Annotated in this window: 18 protein-coding genes and 1 pseudogene; 10 read left to right on the top strand and 9 right to left on the bottom strand. The window is 72.4% G+C overall.

Going from position 1 to position 18,690, the window contains the following annotated elements; genetic code table 11:
• Window positions 1-6 precede the first annotated feature (6 nt).
• Genes FCI23_RS23275 through FCI23_RS23290 form a run of 4 tightly spaced genes read left to right on the top strand, consistent with a single transcriptional unit; the run spans window position 7 to window position 3,521 of the window.
• On the top strand, window positions 7-930 hold the full coding sequence (locus tag FCI23_RS23275; protein WP_136725880.1) for an ABC transporter permease: 924 nt from the start codon (window positions 7-9) through the stop codon (window positions 928-930).
• Window positions 918-1,772, top strand: coding sequence for an ABC transporter permease (locus FCI23_RS23280; protein WP_136725881.1), 855 nt, complete (start codon window positions 918-920; stop codon window positions 1,770-1,772). Before FCI23_RS23275 ends, FCI23_RS23280 begins: the two co-directional genes overlap by 13 nt.
• 4 nt (window positions 1,773-1,776) lie before the next feature.
• On the top strand, window positions 1,777-2,841 hold the full coding sequence (locus FCI23_RS23285) for an ABC transporter ATP-binding protein (protein WP_136725882.1): 1,065 nt from the start codon (window positions 1,777-1,779) through the stop codon (window positions 2,839-2,841).
• Window positions 2,838-3,521, top strand: a complete 684-nt coding sequence (locus FCI23_RS23290; protein WP_136725883.1) for an HAD family hydrolase — start codon at window positions 2,838-2,840, stop codon at window positions 3,519-3,521. The genes FCI23_RS23285 and FCI23_RS23290 overlap by 4 nt, the downstream gene beginning before the upstream one ends.
• A 10-nt stretch (window positions 3,522-3,531) precedes the next feature.
• Here the strand turns inward: FCI23_RS23290 and FCI23_RS23295 are convergent, their stop codons facing one another.
• Both FCI23_RS23295 and FCI23_RS23300 read right to left on the bottom strand, forming a co-directional pair.
• Window positions 3,532-3,723, bottom strand: a complete 192-nt coding sequence (locus tag FCI23_RS23295) for a DUF1059 domain-containing protein (protein WP_136725884.1) — start codon at window positions 3,721-3,723, stop codon at window positions 3,532-3,534.
• Window positions 3,724-3,782: 59 nt separating this feature from the next.
• On the bottom strand, window positions 3,783-4,199 hold the full coding sequence (locus tag FCI23_RS23300) for an ankyrin repeat domain-containing protein (RefSeq protein ID WP_136725885.1): 417 nt from the start codon (window positions 4,197-4,199) through the stop codon (window positions 3,783-3,785).
• A 215-nt stretch (window positions 4,200-4,414) separates the two neighbouring features.
• Between FCI23_RS23300 and FCI23_RS23305 the strand changes: the two genes are divergently transcribed.
• Window positions 4,415-4,609 carry a hypothetical protein gene (locus FCI23_RS23305; RefSeq protein ID WP_136725886.1) on the top strand — a complete coding sequence of 65 codons (195 nt, stop codon included), beginning with the start codon at window positions 4,415-4,417 and terminating at the stop codon, window positions 4,607-4,609.
• Window positions 4,610-4,709: 100 nt separating this feature from the next.
• A complete protein-coding gene (locus FCI23_RS23310; protein WP_246143921.1) occupies window positions 4,710-6,323 on the top strand; it encodes an RraA family protein in 1,614 nt (537 codons plus the stop codon).
• Window positions 6,324-6,346: 23 nt separating this feature from the next.
• Here FCI23_RS23310 and yczR read toward each other — a convergent pair whose 3' ends face one another.
• Window positions 6,347-7,840 carry a MocR-like transcription factor YczR gene (gene yczR, locus FCI23_RS23315; RefSeq protein ID WP_136725887.1) on the bottom strand — a complete coding sequence of 498 codons (1,494 nt, stop codon included), beginning with the start codon at window positions 7,838-7,840 and terminating at the stop codon, window positions 6,347-6,349.
• Window positions 7,841-8,054: 214 nt separating this feature from the next.
• Between yczR and FCI23_RS23320 the strand changes: the two genes are divergently transcribed.
• Window positions 8,055-8,840, top strand: a complete 786-nt coding sequence (locus tag FCI23_RS23320; protein ID WP_136725888.1) for a glycerophosphodiester phosphodiesterase — start codon at window positions 8,055-8,057, stop codon at window positions 8,838-8,840.
• Window positions 8,841-8,847: 7 nt separating this feature from the next.
• Here FCI23_RS23320 and FCI23_RS23325 read toward each other — a convergent pair whose 3' ends face one another.
• Window positions 8,848-9,564, bottom strand: coding sequence for a class F sortase (locus FCI23_RS23325; RefSeq protein ID WP_136725889.1), 717 nt, complete (start codon window positions 9,562-9,564; stop codon window positions 8,848-8,850).
• Window positions 9,565-9,978: 414 nt separating this feature from the next.
• Here FCI23_RS23325 and FCI23_RS23330 point away from each other — a divergent pair, with 414 nt between their 5' ends.
• From FCI23_RS23330 to FCI23_RS23340, 3 genes and pseudogenes are all read left to right on the top strand, one after another.
• Complete coding sequence (locus tag FCI23_RS23330) at window positions 9,979-10,752, top strand: hypothetical protein (RefSeq protein ID WP_136725890.1); 774 nt, start codon at window positions 9,979-9,981, stop codon at window positions 10,750-10,752.
• 57 nt (window positions 10,753-10,809) lie between these two features.
• Window positions 10,810-12,037 (top strand): annotated as a pseudogene (locus tag FCI23_RS23335) (MFS transporter); the annotation flags it as partial.
• A gap of 257 nt (window positions 12,038-12,294) precedes the next feature.
• Complete coding sequence (locus FCI23_RS23340) at window positions 12,295-12,669, top strand: RNA polymerase-binding protein RbpA (protein ID WP_136725891.1); 375 nt, start codon at window positions 12,295-12,297, stop codon at window positions 12,667-12,669.
• A gap of 68 nt (window positions 12,670-12,737) precedes the next feature.
• Here the strand turns inward: FCI23_RS23340 and fxsA are convergent, their stop codons facing one another.
• The 5 genes from fxsA to FCI23_RS23365 all read right to left on the bottom strand — a co-directional run bounded on the left by fxsA (window position 12,738) and on the right by FCI23_RS23365 (window position 18,620).
• Window positions 12,738-13,304 (bottom strand): FxsA family membrane protein, encoded by a 567-nt coding sequence (gene fxsA, locus FCI23_RS23345; RefSeq protein ID WP_136725892.1) that lies wholly within the window; start codon window positions 13,302-13,304, stop codon window positions 12,738-12,740.
• Window positions 13,305-13,308: 4 nt separating this feature from the next.
• Entirely contained in the window at window positions 13,309-14,076 is a 768-nt protein-coding gene (locus FCI23_RS23350) for a polyprenol monophosphomannose synthase (RefSeq protein WP_136725893.1), read from the bottom strand.
• Window positions 14,076-15,758, bottom strand: coding sequence for an apolipoprotein N-acyltransferase (gene lnt, locus FCI23_RS23355; RefSeq protein WP_246143922.1), 1,683 nt, complete (start codon window positions 15,756-15,758; stop codon window positions 14,076-14,078). The genes FCI23_RS23350 and lnt overlap by 1 nt, the downstream gene beginning before the upstream one ends.
• Window positions 15,759-16,417: 659 nt before the next feature.
• Window positions 16,418-17,965, bottom strand: coding sequence for an amidohydrolase (locus tag FCI23_RS23360; RefSeq protein WP_136725943.1), 1,548 nt, complete (start codon window positions 17,963-17,965; stop codon window positions 16,418-16,420).
• 214 nt (window positions 17,966-18,179) lie between these two features.
• Entirely contained in the window at window positions 18,180-18,620 is a 441-nt protein-coding gene (locus tag FCI23_RS23365) for an Lrp/AsnC family transcriptional regulator (protein WP_136725895.1), read from the bottom strand.
• Between the last annotated feature and the right edge of the window lie 70 nt (window positions 18,621-18,690).

Consider the following 18,690-nt stretch of genomic DNA (forward strand, 5'->3'; position numbering starts at 1 on the left):
CACACCATGACCACGGTTCCCGCCGTCTCCCCCGCGCCCAGTGCGGCGCCGGCTGCGGGCAGCCCGGCGGAAGCGGCGGCGCCCCGGCGCCGCCGCTTCCCCGCCTGGCTCGCGGTCGTACCGCTGCTCGCGTTCACCGCTCTGTCCTTCGGCGTACCGGCCCTGGCCATGCTGAACGGTGCCTTCACCGCCAAGGACCCGTCCGGAGGGGCGTCCCACTACACCACCGCCAACATGACCGCGTCCCTGGGCGGCGCCTACCTCACCGCCCTGACCGGCAGCGTCAAGCTCTCGGCGGTGTCCGCCGTCATCGCGGCCGTGCTCGGGCTGCTGCTCGGCCAGGCAGTCGTCACCTCCCGGCACCAGACACTGCGCGAGGCCGTGCTCACCGCTTCCGGAGTGCTGGCCAACTTCGGCGGCGTACCGCTCGCCTTCGCCTTCGTGGCCACCCTGGGCAATGCCGGTGTCCTCACCACGCATCTGCACCTGGCCGACCACGGCTGGAGCCTCTACAGCTTCTGGGGGCTGGTGATCACCTATCTGTACTTCCTCATCCCCCTCATGGTGCTGACGGTGGTCCCGGCACTGGACGGCCTGCGCGCGCAGTGGCGCGAGGCCGCGCAGAACAACGGCGCCACCACCTTCCAGTACTGGCGCCATGTGGCCCTGCCGGTGCTCACCCCGTCGCTGCTGGGCGGCTTTGTGCTGCTGTTCGGCAGCGCCTTCGCCGCCTACGCGACGGCGGCGGCCATGGTGGGCAGCTCGGTGCCGCTGGTCACCCTGCAGATCGCGGACGCGATCTCCGGGAACGTCCTGATCGGCCAGGAGAACGTGGCGCTGGCCCTCAGCCTCGACATGGTCCTGGTGGCCGGCCTGGTGATGGCCGTGTACCTGCCCCTGCAACGACGGAGCGCCCGATGGCTGGACTGACCACGGCCGGTACGGGCCGGCGCCGCCCCCGCCTGTGGCGCGGGACCGTACTCGCCGGCGCGGCGGTGTACTTCCTGGTTCCGCTGCTGGCGTCGCTGCTGTTCACCGTAGACGTCCCGGGCCAGGGGCTGACCGCGGACTCGTACACGCAGATCCTGGGCTCCCCCGGATTCACCTCCAGTCTGCTGCTCTCCCTGGAGATGTCCGCCGCGACCATCGTGCTCGTGCTGCTGCTGATGGTGCCCGCGCTGGTCGCGGTGCGGCTGGCGGTGCCCCGGCTGGGGCCGGTGGTCGAAGTGATCTGCTCGCTGCCGCTGGTGGTGCCCGCCATCGCGTTCGCGGCCGGACTGCGCACGGTGCTGCTGTGGGGGCCGGAGTACCTCTCCACCACGCCGTTCTTCGAGACGTTCGTGGCGTTGCAGAACCAGTCCTTCCCGGTGGTGCTGGTCCTGGCGTACGTGGTGATGGCGCTGCCGTTCGCACACCGGGTGCTGGACACGGGGCTGCGCGCCATCGACGTCCGAACCCTCATGGAGGCGGCCCGCAACTGCGGGGCGAGCTGGCCGAAGGCGCTGTGGCGGGTGCTGCTCCCCAATCTGCGGGTGCCGCTGCTCAACGCCGCTTTCCTCACCCTGGCGCTGGTGCTCGGCGAGTTCACGGTCGCCTCGCTGCTGGGCTTCGCGCCGTTCGCCGTGTGGATCTACACCATCGGCGGTTCCCAGGCGCAGCTCTCGGTCGCCGTCTCGGTGCTGAGCCTGGTCCTCACCTGGCTGCTGCTGGTGCTGCTGACCCGCACCGCCGGCCGCGGCCCCGCTTCCCGTACCTCTTCCCGGAAGGGATGAACGCATGACGATTACGGCCACTGACGCGGCCACCATCGAATTCCGCGGCCTGCGCCGTGCCTTCGGTGCCACCGTCGCCCTGGACGGCCTGGACCTTACGGTCCGCCCCGGCGAGCTGCTCGCCCTGCTGGGCCCCTCGGGGTGCGGCAAGACCACCGCGCTGCGCATGCTGGCCGGCTTCGAGCATCCCGACTCCGGCCAGGTCCTGGTGGACGGCGAGGACGTCACCGGAGTTCCGGCGCACCGCCGGGACGCCGGGATGGTCTTCCAGTCGTACAGCCTCTTCCCGCATCTGAGCGCCCGCGACAATGTGGCCTTCGGCCTGCGGATGCGTGGTAGGGGCACAGCCGAGCGGCGGGAGCGCGCCGCCGAGCTGCTGGAGCTGGTGGGTCTGCCGGAGCACGGCGACCGTTATCCGCACCAGCTGTCGGGCGGGCAGCAGCAGCGGATCGCTCTGGCGCGGGCGCTGGCGTTGCGGCCGAGGGTGCTGCTGCTGGACGAGCCGCTGTCGGCGCTGGACGCGAAGGTGCGGCTCTCACTGCGGGAGGAGATCCGGCGGCTCCAGCAGGAGCTGGGCATCACGACGCTGTTCGTCACGCACGACCAGGAGGAGGCGTTGTCCATGGCCGACCGGGTCGCGGTGATGCACGGCGGGCGGCTGGAGCAGTGCGCGCCGCCGGCCGAGCTGTACGCGCGCCCGGCCACGGCCTTCGTCGCGGAGTTCGTCGGCACCATGAACCGGCTGGGCGGGCGGATGACCGGGGCGGGCACGGTGGAGGTGCTGGGGCGGCGGATGGCTGTCCTCGAGGACGCGCCGCAGGGCGCCGGTGAGGTGGACGTACTGGTGCGGCCGGAGGCGGTGGTGGTGACGGCGGACGCCGAAGGAGCAGGGCAGGTCATCGCCACGAGCTTCCTGGGCGCCGTCACCCGGCTGACCGTGCGGCTGGCGGACGGCAGCGAGGCCAAGGCGGATGTCGCGACCCATGACGCCGCCGCTCTCGGGGCGGGCGCCAGGGTGACCCTGACGCTCCCGGACCGGCCGGTGCTCGTCGACGCCCGTACCGCGTGAGCCGGGATCCGTACGGCCTGGCTGCCGTGCTGTTCGACATGGACGGCACCCTCGTGGATACCGAGGGGCTGTGGTGGCAGGCCGCCGAGTCCGTCGCCGCCGGGCTCGGGTACCGGCTGGGCGAGGCCGACGTCGACGATGTGCTGGGGCGTCCGGTGCCGCACACCGCCGCCCATCTGCACGCCGTCACCGGCGCCGACCGGTCGCCGGGCGCCCTCTGCGTCGAACTCGACCGCCGGTTCGCGGAGCTGGTCGGCAGGGACAGCAGCGGCGACGGGGGCGGCGGGATCAGGCCGCAGCCGGGGGCGTTGCGGCTGCTCGACGGGCTGAACGAGGCCGGGGTGCCGCTCGCGCTGGTGTCGGCGTCGCCCCGGGGGGTGGTGGACATGGTGCTGCGTTCACTCGGCGGATGGCGGTTCGCGCTCTCCGTCTCGGCGGACGACACCCTACGCAGCAAGCCCGCCCCTGACCCCTATCTGGCCGCGGTCGGCGCTCTGGAAGCGCCGGCGGCCGCCTGTGTGGCGGTGGAGGACACGCCCACGGGGGTGTCCTCTGCCGAGGCGGCGGGCTGTGCGGTGCTCGCCGTACCGTCACGGCTGCCCATTCAGCAAGGACCGGGCCGTACCGTCGTGGCGAGCCTGGAAGAGGTGGACGTCGCGCTGCTGCGCTCCCTCGCCTGATGCGGGGAGATCAGACGTGCGCGGGAGCCTCGTCCTTGAGGAAACGGCGAATGTCCTCGCGGAGCTGCGGGCTGTCGGTGTGGCCGTGCACGGAGATGGCGTGCTCGGTGGCGGCCCGCAGCACTTCGTCCTCTTCGCCGGAGATGGTGAGCGTGCAGTTCATTTCGCTGGGGAACTGACGGCAGTCTGCGACCTTGCGCATGAGACCTCCTGGTCCAGGACGGCTCTTCCGAGTCGTTACTGCCCTGATTCTACGCTTTTCTACCCATCGGCCCCGAAGAGCTTCAGCAGCTCTTCCTTGCCGAACATGCGTGCGGTTTCAATGGCGGAGGGGGTGCCGGCCGCCGGGTTGGCACCGCCGTCGAGGAGAGCCCGGATGACAGCGTCCTCGCCCTTGAAAACGGCACCGGCGAGCGGGGTCTGGCCTTTGTCGTTGGCCCGGTCGGGGTCGGCGCCCCGGCTCAGGAGGGCGGTGACCGCCTCGGCGTGGCCGTGGTAGGCCGCGAGCATCACCAGGGAGTCACCACGGTCGTTGGTGAGGTTGGCCGGGACGCCCGCATCGACATACGCGGCGAGCGTCGAGGTGCCGCCCTGACGGGCGAGGTCGAAGACCTTGGCGGCGAGTTGCAGCACTTCGGGGTCGTGCGCGGGCTCGGTTTCCGGGGTCGGCTCGCTCATCGTTCCTCACTCCGTCGGCCATGCACTGGAATCATACGGTTCCACCTTACGCAGCGTCAGCGGGGCGCGCCGCACGCGGGGACAATCAGGGCATTAATCAGCCAATCGGGTTAAATTATCGACTTTTCACCCATTTGCCACTATCCACGATCTATCACCTTCTGTGAGCCTGGAAGAACTCATGGTGACCGTCCCCATCACACAGGAGTACCCCCATGATTCTCTCCTGCTCAGCCATCGTCCTGCTCGCCACCATCGTCCTGCTCTTCAACCGAAAGGACGGCCTCAAGGGACACCACAGCCTTGTCTGCATCCTCCTGGGCTTCTATCTCGCCGGTACCGCGATCGCCCCGAGCATCAAGGCCGGCGGCGCCAGCCTGGCCAGCCTGCTCGGCGGGATCAGGTTCTAGTCCGGGAGCCCGGCCGTATGGCCGTCACCGCTGGGCCCGGACGCGGCCTCACCGCTCCGGGCCCATCCCGTCGTCCAACGATCGATCTCCTGGAGCACCTGTGGCCCGGCGCCCCCTCCCCAGAGTTGTGAGCAGTCACCCCTCGTTCGTCCGCGGCCGCGACTTCACCCGGACCGTCACCGACGGCGCCGCCGACGTCCTCTACCCGCTCATCAACATCGTGCGCGGACTGCGCCGGCAGGCCGCCTGGGCGCGCGGCTGGTGGGCGAAGACCCCCAAGGACCGGCGCAACCCCGCGCTGTTGCTGGTCGCGACCGCGGTACTGGTGATCGCGCTGCTCCCGTACGGGCCGGTGCTCGGCGTGATCGCCGTCATGGGCTCCGCCGCCTGGGCGGGGCGCGACCGCGCACCGGCAACGAAGGGCCCCAGTGAGCCGGAGACCGGCCGGCTCCAGTCGCTCTACGAGGCGCTGGTCCCCTACTTGTCCGACCCGGACGACCCGCGGCCGCTCTACGCCCACGACAGCAGCTGGGAGGGCGCCTTCAGCGAGTACGAGTTCGACGACGGGCGGTTGGTCCGGCTGCACCTGAAGTACCCCGCGTACTTCACCGACGGCGAGCCGGAGTCCAGGGCCCGCGTCGAACAGGTGCTGCACACCAAAGCCGGGCGGGGTCGCGAGTACCGGTTCGACTGGAACGAGGAGGAGAACCATCTCACCCTCACCGCGCTGCCGCCGCTCGCCACCGGCATCGCCGCCCAGCGCTTCGTCGCCTCCCCCGGAGAGACCGTGCTCGGCTTCACCGACGCCGGAGCCGTCCAGCGCACCGTCCCCGTCGCCGACGGCGAGGAGGTCCGCGATGCCCCGCCCATCGTCTGGCGCACCGGTCCCCGCTCCACCGAGCCGCATCTGCTGGCCCTGGGCCAGCCCGGCACCGGCATCACCACCCTGCTTCGCTGCTTCGCCCTGCAGGCACTCGCCCACGGAGATGTGCTGGTCGTCGACGGCAGCGGTACCGGCGAGTACGCCTGCCTCACCGGGCACCCCGGCGTGCTGGCCGTCGAGAGCGGGCTCGCCGGGACGCTCGCCACCCTGGAGTGGGCGGCGCACGAGACCGAACGGCGGCTCATCGCCGTCAACCGCGCCCGCCAGGCCGGGCGCCCGGCGCCGGAGGACGTCCGCCGCCCGCTGTGGATCCTGGTCGACCGGCCCACCGCCCTCACACAGCTCGCGCACGCCGAGGGCCGGACGGACCCGCAGTCGCTTCTCGACGTACCGCTGCGGCACGGGCGGGCCGCGAGCGTCACCGTCGCCGTCGGCGACCAGCTCGACGCCGCCGACACCCTCGCCCCCGCCGTCATCGCCCACACCCGGGCCCGCGTCGTACTCGGCCCCCTCTCTCCCGAGCACACGAGTGCTGTCCTCGGTGCCCCCCCGTGCACCACCCAGAGCGACCACATGCCGCCCGGCCGCGGCTATGCCCGGCTCGGCTCCGGCCCGGTCCTCCGGGTCCAGGTGCCGGCCACGCCCGATCCGTACGACGAGGAGACCAGCGAGATCCACCGGCAGGCGGTGCTGGCGCTGCTGCCCGCGGCAGGCGGCAGCGCCTGTGACGGCGATCGCCCCGAGCCTGTTCGCCTGGCCAAGTGCGGCCCGGTGGCAGCCACCGCCCCCGCGCCCGCGGCCCGGGAGGTCTTCCTCCCGCCCACCCGCTGAGCCCCGGGACCGCCCGCCCCTGGTCAAGCCACGAAGAGGCCGGCGCCCTCCCCTTCGGTGCCGCCCCCGGAGCGGACGGCCCGGGCGGCGGCGGCCAGCCGCGTGACGGCATCGAGGGCGGTGGGGCCGCCGACAGTGAAGGGGAGGCGGACGTAGGACTCGAAGGCGCCGTCGACGCCGAAGCGGGGGCCGGAGGGAACACGGACGCCGAGGCGTTCACCGGCCACGGCGAGGCGGGAACCGGAGATGTCGCCGGTGCGTACCCACATGGTCATACCGCCGGACGGGACGGCGAACTCCCAGTCGGGGAGCTGGTCGCGGAGGGCGCCCGCGAGGTCGTCACGGTGGTCGCGGGCGCGTTCGCAGCGGGCGGCGACGGCTTCGTCCCACCCGGTGTCGCGGAGCAGCCAGGCGACCGCGAGCTGGTCGACCACGGGTGAGCCGAGGTCCAGGTAGGCGCGGGCGGTGACCAGGCGGCGTACGACGTCCGGGGCGGCCCGCACCCAGCCGATGCGCAGGCCCCCCCAGATGGCCTTGCTGGCGGAGCCGATGCTGATGACGGTGCCGCCGCCGGGGTCGAAGGCGGCCATGGGGCGGGGCAGGACGGGCTGTGGATCGAGGACGAGTTCGGCCATGGTCTCGTCGGCGACGACCACCGTCCCGGCGGCGCGGGCCGCCTCGACCAGCGCTCGGCGCTGGTCGTCGCCGATGAGGGTGCCTGTGGGGTTCTGGAAGTCGGGCATGACGTAGGCCATGCGGGGCGCGGCGTCGCGCAGGACGCGCCGCCAGGCGTCGAGATCCCAGCCGGCGAGTCCTTCGCGCATGGCGACGGGGACGAGCCGGGAGCCGCACTCGCGGAAGAGTTCGAGGACATTGGCGTAGCTGGGGGATTCGACGGCGACGCGCTCGCCGGGCCCTACGAGCCGCCGGGCGGCGGAGCCGATGGCGCCCATCGCGCCGGCGGTCACCATGATCTGCTCGGGCATGGTGGGTATGCCGCGGGCGGTGTAGCGCTCGGCGATGGCGTGCCGCAGGACGGGGAGTCCGGCCGGGAAGTCGCCGTGGGTGCCGGCATAGGCCGGCAGGTCGGCGAGCCCGCCGTGCATGGCGCGGGAGAGCCAGGGTTCCGGGGCGGGGAGGGAGGCGGTGCCGAGATCGATGACGGTGCCGGAGGCCTCGGGTGGCAGGGGTACGAGGCTGCCGGTGGGGAGGGTGTGGCCGTCGGGGATGGCGGTCCAGCTGCCGGCGCCGCGCCGGGAGTGGGCGTAGCCCTCGGCGCGCAGCGCCTCGTAGGCGGCGGCGACGGTGGTACGGCTGACCCCGAGGGCGACGGCGAGTTCCCGTTCCGCGGGGAGCCGGGCGGCGACCGGTACCCGGCCCTCCAGGACGAGGAGGCGTACTCCGTCGGCGAGTCCGCGGTAGGCGGGCACCCGGCGTCCGTCGCCGGACCTGCGATCGCGCGGCTCCAGCAGCCGGGCGAGACGCGAGGCTCCTACGGTGGCAGTCCACTGGCTCATCGTTTACGGTCCACCTTTCGGAGATTGGCCATGTATCCAGCATAGGACCGGGCCACACCGTAGCGCGTACGCCGTCCACTCGGTGGTTCAGCCCGCTCGGCGGCGCGTGGGGATCGGCACGGTGGCGTAGCCGCCGGCGCAGTTCTTCCCGCGGTTCCTCGCCATTCGCCGGCCGTTGTCCGGGCGGAGCGGGGAGCCCGTCATAATCCGGTAGGTGAGCGCAGCCCGTCATCCCTATCTGGACCACCCGGCACCGCTGCCTTTCGCCCATCGCGGCGGTGCGTCGGCAGGCATCGAGAACACCCTGACGGCCTTCCGCAGGGCGGTGGAACTCGGCTACCGCTATCTGGAGACGGATGTGCACCTCACCTCCGACGGTGTGCTGGTCGCCTTCCACGACGAGACCCTGGACCGGGTGACCGACGCGGCCGGGGCCATCGCGGAACTGCCCTGGAGCGTGGTGCGACAGGCGCGGGTGGCGGGCCGGGAGCCGGTGGCGCGGTTCGAGGAGCTGCTGGAGGCGTTCCCGCAGGCGCGCTGGAATGTGGACGTGAAGGCGGAGCCCACGGTGCGGCCGCTGGTGGAGGCGGTCCGCCGGGCGGGCGCCTGGGACCGGGTGTGCGTCGGCTCGTTCTCCGAGGCGCGGGTGGCCCGCGCCCAGCGGCTCGCGGGCCGGCGGCTGGCGACGTCGCTGGGCACCCGGGGCGTGGCCGGGCTGCGCCTGCTGTCGTACGGCGGGCCGGTGGCGGAGCGGCTGCTGGGAGCCGCGGTGCGGCGGAGCGCGGTGTGTGTGCAGGTGCCGGAGCGTTCGTCCGGTATCCGGGTGGTGGACCGGGTGTTCATCGGTGCCGCGCACCGGCGGGGGCTGCAGGTGCACGTATGGACGGTGAATGACGAGCGGCGCATGAACGCGCTGCTGGACCTGGGCGTGGACGGGATCATGACCGACGACCTGGAGACGCTGCGGGCGGTGCTGGCCGCCCGCGGCGCCTGGGTATGACAGCCGGTCACTCGCCGTTCACCAGGCGGGCGAAGACCACGACGTTGCCGGAGTAGCCGCGGGCCTTTGTGTAGACACCGCCGCAGGTGATGACCCGCAGCTCGGCGCGGCCGGTGCCGCCGTAGACGCGCTGGGCCGGGAAGGCGTCCTTGGCGAACACCTGGATGCCGTAGACGGTGAAGACGGCGGTGGTGCCGTCCCGGCGCCGGACTTCCAGGGCGTTACCCTTCTTCAGCGCGCCAAGGCCGTAGAAGACCGCGGGGCCGGCCTTGTTGTCGACGTGTCCGACGATGACGGAGGTGCCCAGGGCGCCGGGGACGGCCGACCCCCGGTACCAGGCGGCCAGGTTCTTGTCCTCCGGTGGCGGGGCCTGGACCCAGCCGTTCTTGTCCAGGCCGACGTTCGTGAGCGGGGCGTCGACGCCGATGGAGCGGATACGGATGCGGACGGGCCCGGGGACCGGAACGGCGGGCGGCATCAACGGGCGGACGACCGCCGCCGCCGGGCGGGGGGACGGCTTGCCCGACGGCTTGGCGGCCGAGGGCACCGGCTCCGCCGCGGTCACCGCGGCGGCGGGCTGCGGGGGGCCGGCGCTGCCGCGCAGGCCGTCGGCGAGCAGCCCCGCGCCGGTGAGCACGACCCCTGTCATGCCACCGGCGACGACCCGGCGGCCACGGCGGGTCAGCCTTACCGGGGGCCTCTGCTGCCGTGCTGTGCGCTTCATGGCTGTCCTTCAGGTGCGGCCGGGTGCGACGTGGAGGTGAGGGCCCCTCACCCACCGGTCATCCTGACCCGGCCGGGTACGGACGGCTCGCCGTGGGCGGCAATCGGAGGACACCAGCACCGGGGTGGGGGTACGCGATGCGGCCGTCCCGGCAGCTCCACAGTACGGCGTGGGACTCCGCTCTCTGACGTTCCGTCACCCATTCGTCGATCCGCCCGGAATTTTCCTACCGGCCTGTCAGAACCATCCTGACCTGGGAAAACGCCACCGGAAAAGCAGCTGTGGCGGCGTGCGGGGAGCGTCCCCGAGATGCGCGGCCGGTAGGAGCCGCGTGCGATGGATCATGAGGACGCGGTCGCAGTCCGCCTCGAGGGAAGCAATCCCGCCTGCCCCGTCCGCAAGGAGGTACACCACATGCGTGCTGCACGCATCCTGACCGGCGCGGTGCTGGCCACGGCCGCCGTCGCGCTGCCTGCCGCTTCCGCCGCCGCGGCGCCGGGCGATGTGCGAGTCCTGCCGGGCCGCGTCCACCAGTACCAGCAGGTGGACGTCGTCGTCACCGGTTGCGCCGGCAGGGCCGCGCGGGGCACGTCCGACGCCGACGGGCCGTTCACGCTGTCCCAGGAGGACGGTCCGGGGACGCTGCTCGGGCACTTCACCGTGGCGGGCTGGGCCGAGCCGGGCGTGCACGAGGTGACTGTCATGTGTGACGGTCAGACCCGGACCGGCAGGTTCGTCGTGGCGGCGCGCCACCAGACCAAGCAGCACGAGGACCAGCAGGGCAAACAGGGGGACAAGCCCCAGGACAGCACCGAGGAGAAAGCCCAGGACAAGACCCGGCCCAGCCTCCAGCCCAAGCCTGAGGAGAAGAGCCAGCCCAGCCTCCAGCCCAAACCTGAGGAGAAGAGCCAGCCCAGCCTCCAGCCCAAACCTGAGGAGAAGAGCCAGCCCAAGAGCGATCCCAAGCCTCAGGAAAACCGGCAGAAGAACCCCCAGGACAGCCGCCAGCAGCTCTCGCCCGGCCTCCCGCACCAGCCCCGCTACCCGAAAGGTGGCTCCCAGACAGGCATCGGCGGCTCCGCCGGGATGGACACCGCCGAGACCACGACCGGCGCGGCACTGCTCACCGCCGCCGCGGGTGCCGGGATGTACATGCTGCGCCGCCGCACGAGCAGCGCGAAGGCCTGACCGTCCGCCGGCCGTACGCCGCCGCTCCCGGGCCCCGGGGGCAGCGGCGTACGCACGTCCGCCAGCGTGATCACGGTCTTCCTCGGGCCGTATCTCACCGATGTCGCGAAGGCCGCGGCGGACTCCGGCGGCTATGTGCGCCCGCTGGGCATCCCGGTGCGGGCCGGCTCCTACTTCGCGTACACGATCTCGGCCTCGGTGCTGTTGTCGGTGCTGGTGATACCGCTGGCGGACCGTACCGGCCGCAAGAAGCCGCTGCTGGGGGCCTTCGCCTATCTGGGGGCCGCGGCGACGGCGGGGTTGTTCTTCCTGAGCGGCGACCGGTATCTGCTCGGCGGTGCGCTGCTGATCGTCGCGTACGAGGCGTCGATGGTGCTCTTCAACGCCTTCCTGCCGCAGATCGCCGAGCCGGACGAGCGGGACGCGGTGTCCTCGCGTAGCGAACCTGGGGCTGTTCCTGGGCCACGACTCGTTCGGGGTCTCCGAGGGGATGGCGGTGCGGATCTGCCTGGCCTCGGCGGGGGCTGTGGTGGGGAGCGTTCACGATCGTGCCGCTGCGGCGGCTGCGCGAGCGCGGCAGGACGGTCCCGGGGGTGCCGGACCGGCGCCTGGGCTCCCCGCGCCACAGGCCGCGGGCGGTTGGGCGCAGCCGGCCGCGACGGTGCGGGACATGCGCCGTTTTCCGCTGACGCTGGCATTCCTGGGGGCGTACCTGGTCCACAACGACGGGGTGCAGACGGTGATCTCCCAGGCCTCACTGTACGGCTCGCAGGAGCTGGGCCTCGGGCAGGGGACGCTGATCGGCGCCGTACTGCAGGTGCAGGTGCAGGTGCAGGTGCTGGCGGTGGCCGGCGCACTGCTGCTCGGCCGGCTGGCGGCCCGCCACGGGGCGCGGCGTACGGTGCTGGGCTCGCTGGTGGCGTGGGCGGTGACGATCGGCGCGGGTTATTTTGCGCCGGCGGGCGAGCCGTTGTGGTTCTTCGCGCTGGCTGCGGGGATCGGCCTGGTGCTGGGTGGCAGCCAGGCGCTGTCGCGGTCGCCCTTCTCACATCTGGTGCCGGCCGGCAAGGAAGCCGAGTACTACTCGGTGTACGAGGTGAGCGACCGGGGCACGAGTTGGCTGGGGCCGCTGCTCTTCGGCCTCACCTACCAGCTGACAGGGGACTACAGGGACGCGATCATCTCACTCCTGGTGTTCTTCGCGGTCGGTTTCGCGCTGCTGACGAGGGTGCCGATGCGCAGGGCAGTGGCGGAGGCAGGCAATCCGGTTCCCGAGATGATTTAGGCGATACGCGTGAGGGCCGGTAGTGTACGCCGTTGGCTCGCCGGATGGACCGTTACTGCGCGCTAGAGATATCGAAACGCAGGGTGACATCTCTCCTCGGATGTGACAAAAGGGGCACCGGTGGGTACAAACAGGGGCGGCACGACGGGCGACGCATGTCCCGCAAACGGGAATCTTCACCGCCGACCGGACGTTGACCGGATGACGACGACAGCGACACCTGTCCTGTGGGCGACAAAGCCCGGGAGGCACGATTCATGAGTGAGCGAGCTCTCCGCGGCACGCGACTCGGGGCGACGAGCTACGAGACCGACCGCGGCATCGATCTGGCACCGCGCCAGACCGTGGAGTACGCATGCCGGAACGGACATCGATTCGAGATGCCGTTTTCGGTTGAGGCCGAGATTCCGCCGGAGTGGGAATGCCGATCCTGCGGTGTGACCGCGCTCCTGGTGAACGGAGAGGGCCCGGAGGAGAAGACGACCAAACCCGCGCGCACGCACTGGGACATGCTCATGGAGCGGCGCACTCTGGAGGAGCTGGAGGAGGTTCTGGCCGAACGGCTGGCCGTCCTGCGCTCCGGCGCCATGAACATCGCGGTGCATCCACGCGACAACCGCAAGAGCGCCTGACATCCAGGCGCCGGGCCCGCTGACCGCGCGGGCCCGCACACGACTCCGCCCCGGGCCGCGGCGCTATGTCAGCGCCGCGGCCTGGGGTCTTCGCGCTCCGGGTGGTGGACGACCTCGCCCTGGACGATCTTGCCGTCCGGGCGGTGGATCCTGACCTGCTCGTCGGCGGTGCGGGCCTGCTGGAGCAGATCACCGAGCGACCCCGGATCGTAGGGCCTGCGACGGCTCAGCGCCCGGGCCGCCGCCCTGCGCAGCAGTGACCTGGTGGGCGGGAAGAGACACAGCAGTCCGGCGGCGTCGGAGACCAGGCCCGGCACCATGAGCAGCAGGCCGCCGAGCATGGCCAGCGCGGCACCGTGCGTCCCCGCCTCCGCCGCCGTCGGGTCGGCGGCGGGCTGAGTGGCAGCGGCCAGGCTCCGCCAGGCGCTGCGCCCGGCCCGCTTGACCGCCGCTCCGCCCAGCACGAAGCCCGCCACGAGCAGCAGCAGGACGGTGAACCCGCCCGCCGCCCGCGCCACCACGGTCAGCAGCCAGATCTCCAGCACCGCCCAGGCGGCCAGCGCCAGGGGCAGGATGGTGCGGGCGCGCGAGCGCCGCTGCTGCGGGCGGTCCGGGGGCGGAGTGCTGGTTGTCATACGATCAATTGTGCCTGCGGCCCGAGATCCGGTTGACGCGGGAGCCCACACCCCAGGCGCCGACCCGCCAGAACGCCTCGAAGACGATGTTCTGGCTCATCTTACTGTCACCGCGCTCGCGCTCGACGAAGGTGATGGGCACCTCGACGACATGGAAGCCGGCCTTGACCGCGCGCCAGGCGAGGTCCACCTGGAAGCAGTAGCCCTGCGAGGCCACCTCGTCCATGCCGAGGCCGAGCAGGGTCTCCTTGCGGAAGGCCCGGTAGCCGCCGGTGACATCGCGGATCGGGACATCGAGCAGGAGGCGGGAGTAGGTGCTGCCGCCGCGCGAGATGAATTCCCGGTACTTGGGCCAGTTCACCACCCGGCCGCCGGGGATCCAGCGCGAGCCCAGGACCACGTCGGCGCTCTTGAGCGCGGTCAGCAGCCGGGGCAGCTCCTCGGGCTGGTGGGAGCCGTCGGCGTCCATCTCGACCAGGACGCCGTAGCCGTTCTCGATTCCCCAGCGGAAGCCCGCGAGGTAAGCGGCGCCCAGGCCCTCCTTGCCCTGCCGGTGCAGGACCCGCACCGACTCGTCGCCGGAGGCGAGCTCATCGCCGATCTTGCCGGTGCCGTCCGGGCTGTTGTCATCGGCGATGAGGATGTGCGCCTCGGGCACGGCGGACCGGACCCGGGCGACGATCGGCCTGATGTTCTCGGCCTCGTTGTAGGTCGGGATGATGACCAGTACCCTACCGAGCGGTCCGAAGGTCCGCTGCCCGCCGTCGTTCACTACTGCCCCTTTGCTTTCGTGGCTCCCCGCCTGCCGAGCACGAAGGCCCCGGCGCAGGACAGGAGCCCCACCATAGCGAGGGTCCACTCGGGAGCGGCACCGACTCGGTCGGCGACGGTGATCTCGTCACGCAGAGGGATCTTGGCGCTCAGCACGGACCGGGTGAATTCCTTGGTCCGCTGCTCGATTGTGCCGTCCGGGGCGACCACCGCGCTGATTCCGCTGGTGGCGGCGATGACGACCGCCCGTCCGTGTTCGATGGCGCGCAGCCGGGACATGGCCAGCTGCTGCTCGGGCTGGCCGGTACGGCCGTAGGTGGCGTTGTTGGTCTGGACGACGATGGCGCGGGCGCCGGCGTTGACGGTGTCGCGCACGATCTCGTCGTAGGCGACCTCGAAGCAGATGACGTCCCCGATCCTGGCCGGCCCGATCTTCATGACGCCCGTGGTCTTGCCGGCGTAGAAGTCGCGCGGGATCTCGTCGAGCCGCTTGATGACCTTGGTGAGTTCAGCGCGGTACGGCACATACTCGCCGAACGGCACCGGGTGCTGCTTGGTGTAGGAAGCGCCGGGCCCGGTCGTCGGGTCCCACACGATGCCCTCGTTCTGGACATGCTTGGCGTCGGGGCCGTCGACCAGGGCACCGACGAGCACCGGCACACCGATGGCGCGGACAGCTTCGGTGATCTTGTCGTACGCCTGGGGATCGCTGAAGGGGTCGACGTCGGAGGAGTTCTCCGGCCAGATGACGATGTCGGGCTTGGAGACCTTGCCCGCCTTGACGTCCTTCGCCAGCTGCAGGGTCGCGGCCACATGGTTGTTGAGGATCTGCATGGGGCGGCCCAGGAAGTGCATGCCCGGCTGCTGCACATTGCCCTGGACGAGGGCCACCTGCACGCTGTCCTTCGCCCCGGTGGGGACCGGGACCGTATAGCCGCAGGCGAGGACCGCACCGGCCAGGGCCGTCGCCCCGGCCGCCGGCAGGACGGCCCGCAGAGCGCGGTTGCCCTTCTCCCGCAGCAGCGGCCACACGGCGAGGGCTGCCGCTCCGAGCAGCGAGCCGCTCAGCGCCACGGCGAAGGTGACCAGAGGGGCGCCGCCGAGTGCGGCGAGCGGAGTGAACGGGGAGCCGGTGTTGGCGAACGCCAGACGCCCCCACGGGAAGCCGCCGAATGGCAGCCGGTCCCGGGCAAGCTCCTGGGCGACCCACAGGCAGGCGCCCCACAGTGGCCAACCTGGCAGCCGCGAGCTGATCGCCAAGCCCGCGCCCATCAGGGCTATGAACAGCGCCTCGATGACGGACAGACCCACCACCGCGTCCCATCCGACGACATGCAGCCACTGCAGCAGCCACACGAAGAACGGGAAGCCGAACGCGAAACCCGTCCACGCGCCCTGGCGGGCGGTCCGGCCCCGGGTGAGCACCACGAGTCCCGCCACTGCGGCCAGCGACAGCGGCCACACATCGTACGGCGGGAACGCCGCCGCGAGCGCGAGGCCGCAGACGGCCGCCGCGGCCGAGCGCGGACCTTCCCGGCGGGCGGTCTCCCGCCAGCGCCGGAGCCGGCCGGGGCGGCGCTGCGGCGCGGCCTTGTCGGGGCCCGCCGCGGCGGGCTCACCGGTGGCCGCTTCAGCGGGGGCGGGACCGCTCGGATCCGCGGCGGTCTCGGGTCGCGTGCGCAATGTCGCGGCCTTCCTGCAGGTGGTGACTGTGTGCAGTGACCGTACCTCGTACCGGGGGCGCCGCGGGTCGAGGGTGAGCAAAGCGTCCGGGCCTGCGGCGGGCAGCCCTGCAGCGTCAGGTGTGCCGGCCCCCGCCCCCTGCCGGCTCACGCCCCTGCCGGGCGCGGACGGGGCGGCCGGCGCCTCCGGCATCGCGGGTGGCACAGGCCGGTATCTGTCCGTCGTCGCGGCGGGATGCGGGCCCGGCGCCCGGCAACCGCCCCAGGCGGGGCGGGGATTGCTGCGGGTGGGGCCCGGACGCCCTTCGGGCCGACCTGGGACCCGCTGGCTGCGGGCCGGCGACAAGGCCGTTGTCTACTGGGCGTCCGGGCCCCTCCCGGGTCACACCTGCCCGGCCGGGCGGCGCCTCACCGAAGGGCGAACCGCGTGCGGTGCCGCGGACGCTGGACCTGGCTGCCAGCGGCGGCCGCCGGATACGCGGAGGATTCCGGCCGGACGTCCCATGGTGGACCCGGCCGAACCTACTCGCCTACGACCGTCAGCTGTCAACACCCGTTTGACCTGCGCCGATTGCGCAAATCAGCAGGTCAGTGCGGGGCCGCCGACGGCGGATCGACGGTACTGCGGCACACCGTTCGGCGGCATGGGGCCGCGTGGCGTCACTCGTTCGGCCGCTCGTAGACCGTGTGTCCGGCCACGACGGTGCGCAGAGCGGTGGGCAGGGCCAGGCCCGGGGTGAGGTCGGGGAGGCCGGGGGTGCCGGAGCGGGGATCGGTGGACCAGTTGGCGACCCGGTCGTCGGGGGCCTGGACCACCAGTTCACCGGCGCGCCAGAGTACGTAGTCGGCGGGAGCGCCCGGGACGAGCACGCCCCCGTCGTCCCGGCCGACGGCGCGCCAGCCGCCACGGGTGTGGGCGGTGAAGGCCGCACGGACGGAGATACGGTGGGCCGGCGTTCGGTGAAAGGCGGCGGCGCGGACCGTGCCCCAGGGGTCGAGGGGAGTGACGGGGCTGTCGGACCCCAGCGCCAACGGCACGCCCGCCCTCACCATGGCCGCGTACGGGTTGAGGGTGCGGGCGCGCTCATCGCCGAGGCGCTGGGCGTACATGCCGTCCACGCCGCCCCACACGGCGTCGAAGGCGGGCTGGACGGAGGCGACCAGGCCGAACTCGGCGAACGCGGCGATGGTGGCGGGGCTGAGCATCTCGGCGTGCTCCACACGGTGCCGCAGGGCACGGACCCGGGCGGGACCGACCCGTTCGGCGGCTTTGCGGACGCCCTCCGCGACCGAGGCGACGGCGCCGTCGCCGATGGCATGGAAGCCGGCCTGCATCCCGGCTTCGGTGCACACGGCGACATGGTCGGCGACAGCCGCGGCATCGAGGTACGCGATGCCGGTGTGCGGGGCGTCGGCGTACGGGTGGTGCAGGCACGCGGTGCGGGAGCCGATCGAACCGTCGACGAAGAGATCGCCACCGGCGCCGATCGCGCCGAGTGCGCGGACCCGGTCGAGGTCGCCCGCCTTCGTGGCCGCCTCGGCCCAGTAGCCGAAGACCCGCGGGCCGGGCCTGCCGCCGGCCAGCCGCAGCAGGGCGGTGAGGTCGTCCTCGGAGGAGATGTCGGGGCCGGCGCACTCGTGGAGGGCGCCGATGCCGAGCGAGACGGCATGGCGCAGGGCCGCGAGCTGGGCCGCTTCGCGCTCGCCGGGGGTGACGGCGGCGTGCGCGGCGCGGCGTACGGCGTGGTGGGCGTCCCGGGTCAGCGGGCCGTCCGGGTGGTAGCCGGTGAGGCCGGCCGCATCCGGCACCTGCTTGCGCAAAGCGGTGCTCACCACCGCGGAGTGCACATCGGCGCGGGTGAGGTAGACCGGGCGGCCACCGGCGGCGGCATCGAGCTCGGCGCGGGACGGCGGGCGCTGCTCCGGCCAGCGGGCCTCGTCCCAGCCGTGGCCCAGCAGCACGCTCCTGCCGGGGTGCGCGGCGGCGTACTCGCTCGTACGGGACAGGGCCTCGGCAAGCGTACGGGCTGTGCTCAGGTCCAGTCCGGTGAGGGCGAGACCGGTCGCGGTGGTGTGGACGTGCGCGTCGGTGAAGGCGGGGGTGACCAGCGCTCCCGCCAGGTCCATCACCTCGTCCACGCCTGAGGCGAAGGAGTCGGCGGCGCCTTCGGAGCCGATCCAGGCGACGGTGTCGCCGTCCACGACCATCGCCGTGGCGAAGGGATCGGCCGGGCTGTAGACGGTGCCGCCGCGCAGCAGCACGGTACGGCTGCCGCTCCGCTCGGGGGCGCGCTGATTCACTTGGGGTTCGCCTCGCGGTTTCGTAGGTGTGCGGTACGCGCACCAGTCTCCCCCGTACCGCCCGGGCCGCACGCTGGGGCCCGGCTCCGGGTGGGGCGCAGCCGCCCGGAGGCCGCGGGATTCACACGCGCGGCGGGCGGCCTTCGTACGGGGTGGAGAGTACGACCGTGGTGCGGGTGGAGACCCCGGCGAGGGTGCGGATCCGGGCCAGGAGGTGCTCCAGCTCGCCCGGGGTGGCGACGCGGACCTTGAGGATGTAGTTCTCCTCGCCCGCGACACTGTGGCAGGCCTCGATCTCGGGGACCTCGGCGAGCCGTTCGGCGATGTCGTCCGGGGCGCTGGGGTCGAAGGGTTTGACGGAGATGAACGCCGTCAGCGACAGCCCGACCGCCTCGGGCTCGACGATCGCCGCGTAGCCGCGGATGACCCCGCGCTGTTCGAGCCGGCGCACGCGCTGGTGCGCCGCCGAGGTTGACAGGCCGGTGGCTTTGCCCAGGTCTGTGTAGCTCATGCGCCCATCGGCGACGAGAAGTTCCACGATTTGCCGGTCCAGCTCCTCCACAGCGCAGAACCTACCCCGACCTGCGTCCCTTGGGACAACCGGGATCTTTGGCGTCTTGCCCACTGGGCAG

Origin of the sequence: Actinacidiphila oryziradicis, from assembly GCF_005047355.1 — a bacterium.
Lineage (GTDB): Bacteria > Actinomycetota > Actinomycetes > Streptomycetales > Streptomycetaceae > Actinacidiphila > Actinacidiphila oryziradicis.

Bases quoted from the DNA above. Each gene is read 5' to 3' on its own strand.
- FCI23_RS23295 (WP_136725884.1), bottom strand. From the start codon at position 3,723: ATGCGCAAGGTCGCAGACTGCCGTCAGTTCCCCAGCGAAATGAACTGC.
- FCI23_RS23325 (WP_136725889.1), bottom strand. From the start codon at position 9,564: ATGAAGCGCACAGCACGGCAGCAGAGGCCCCCGGTAAGGCTGACCCGC.
- FCI23_RS23360 (WP_136725943.1), bottom strand. From the start codon at position 17,965: ATGGTCGTGGACGGCGACACCGTCGCCTGGATCGGCTCCGAAGGCGCC.
- fxsA (WP_136725892.1), bottom strand. From the start codon at position 13,304: ATGACAACCAGCACTCCGCCCCCGGACCGCCCGCAGCAGCGGCGCTCG.
- FCI23_RS23305 (WP_136725886.1), top strand. From the start codon at position 4,415: ATGATTCTCTCCTGCTCAGCCATCGTCCTGCTCGCCACCATCGTCCTG.
- yczR (WP_136725887.1), bottom strand. From the start codon at position 7,840: ATGAGCCAGTGGACTGCCACCGTAGGAGCCTCGCGTCTCGCCCGGCTG.
- FCI23_RS23340 (WP_136725891.1), top strand. From the start codon at position 12,295: ATGAGTGAGCGAGCTCTCCGCGGCACGCGACTCGGGGCGACGAGCTAC.
- FCI23_RS23300 (WP_136725885.1), bottom strand. From the start codon at position 4,199: ATGAGCGAGCCGACCCCGGAAACCGAGCCCGCGCACGACCCCGAAGTG.
- FCI23_RS23285 (WP_136725882.1), top strand. From the start codon at position 1,777: ATGACGATTACGGCCACTGACGCGGCCACCATCGAATTCCGCGGCCTG.
- FCI23_RS23330 (WP_136725890.1), top strand. From the start codon at position 9,979: ATGCGTGCTGCACGCATCCTGACCGGCGCGGTGCTGGCCACGGCCGCC.
- FCI23_RS23280 (WP_136725881.1), top strand. From the start codon at position 918: ATGGCTGGACTGACCACGGCCGGTACGGGCCGGCGCCGCCCCCGCCTG.
- FCI23_RS23275 (WP_136725880.1), top strand. From the start codon at position 7: ATGACCACGGTTCCCGCCGTCTCCCCCGCGCCCAGTGCGGCGCCGGCT.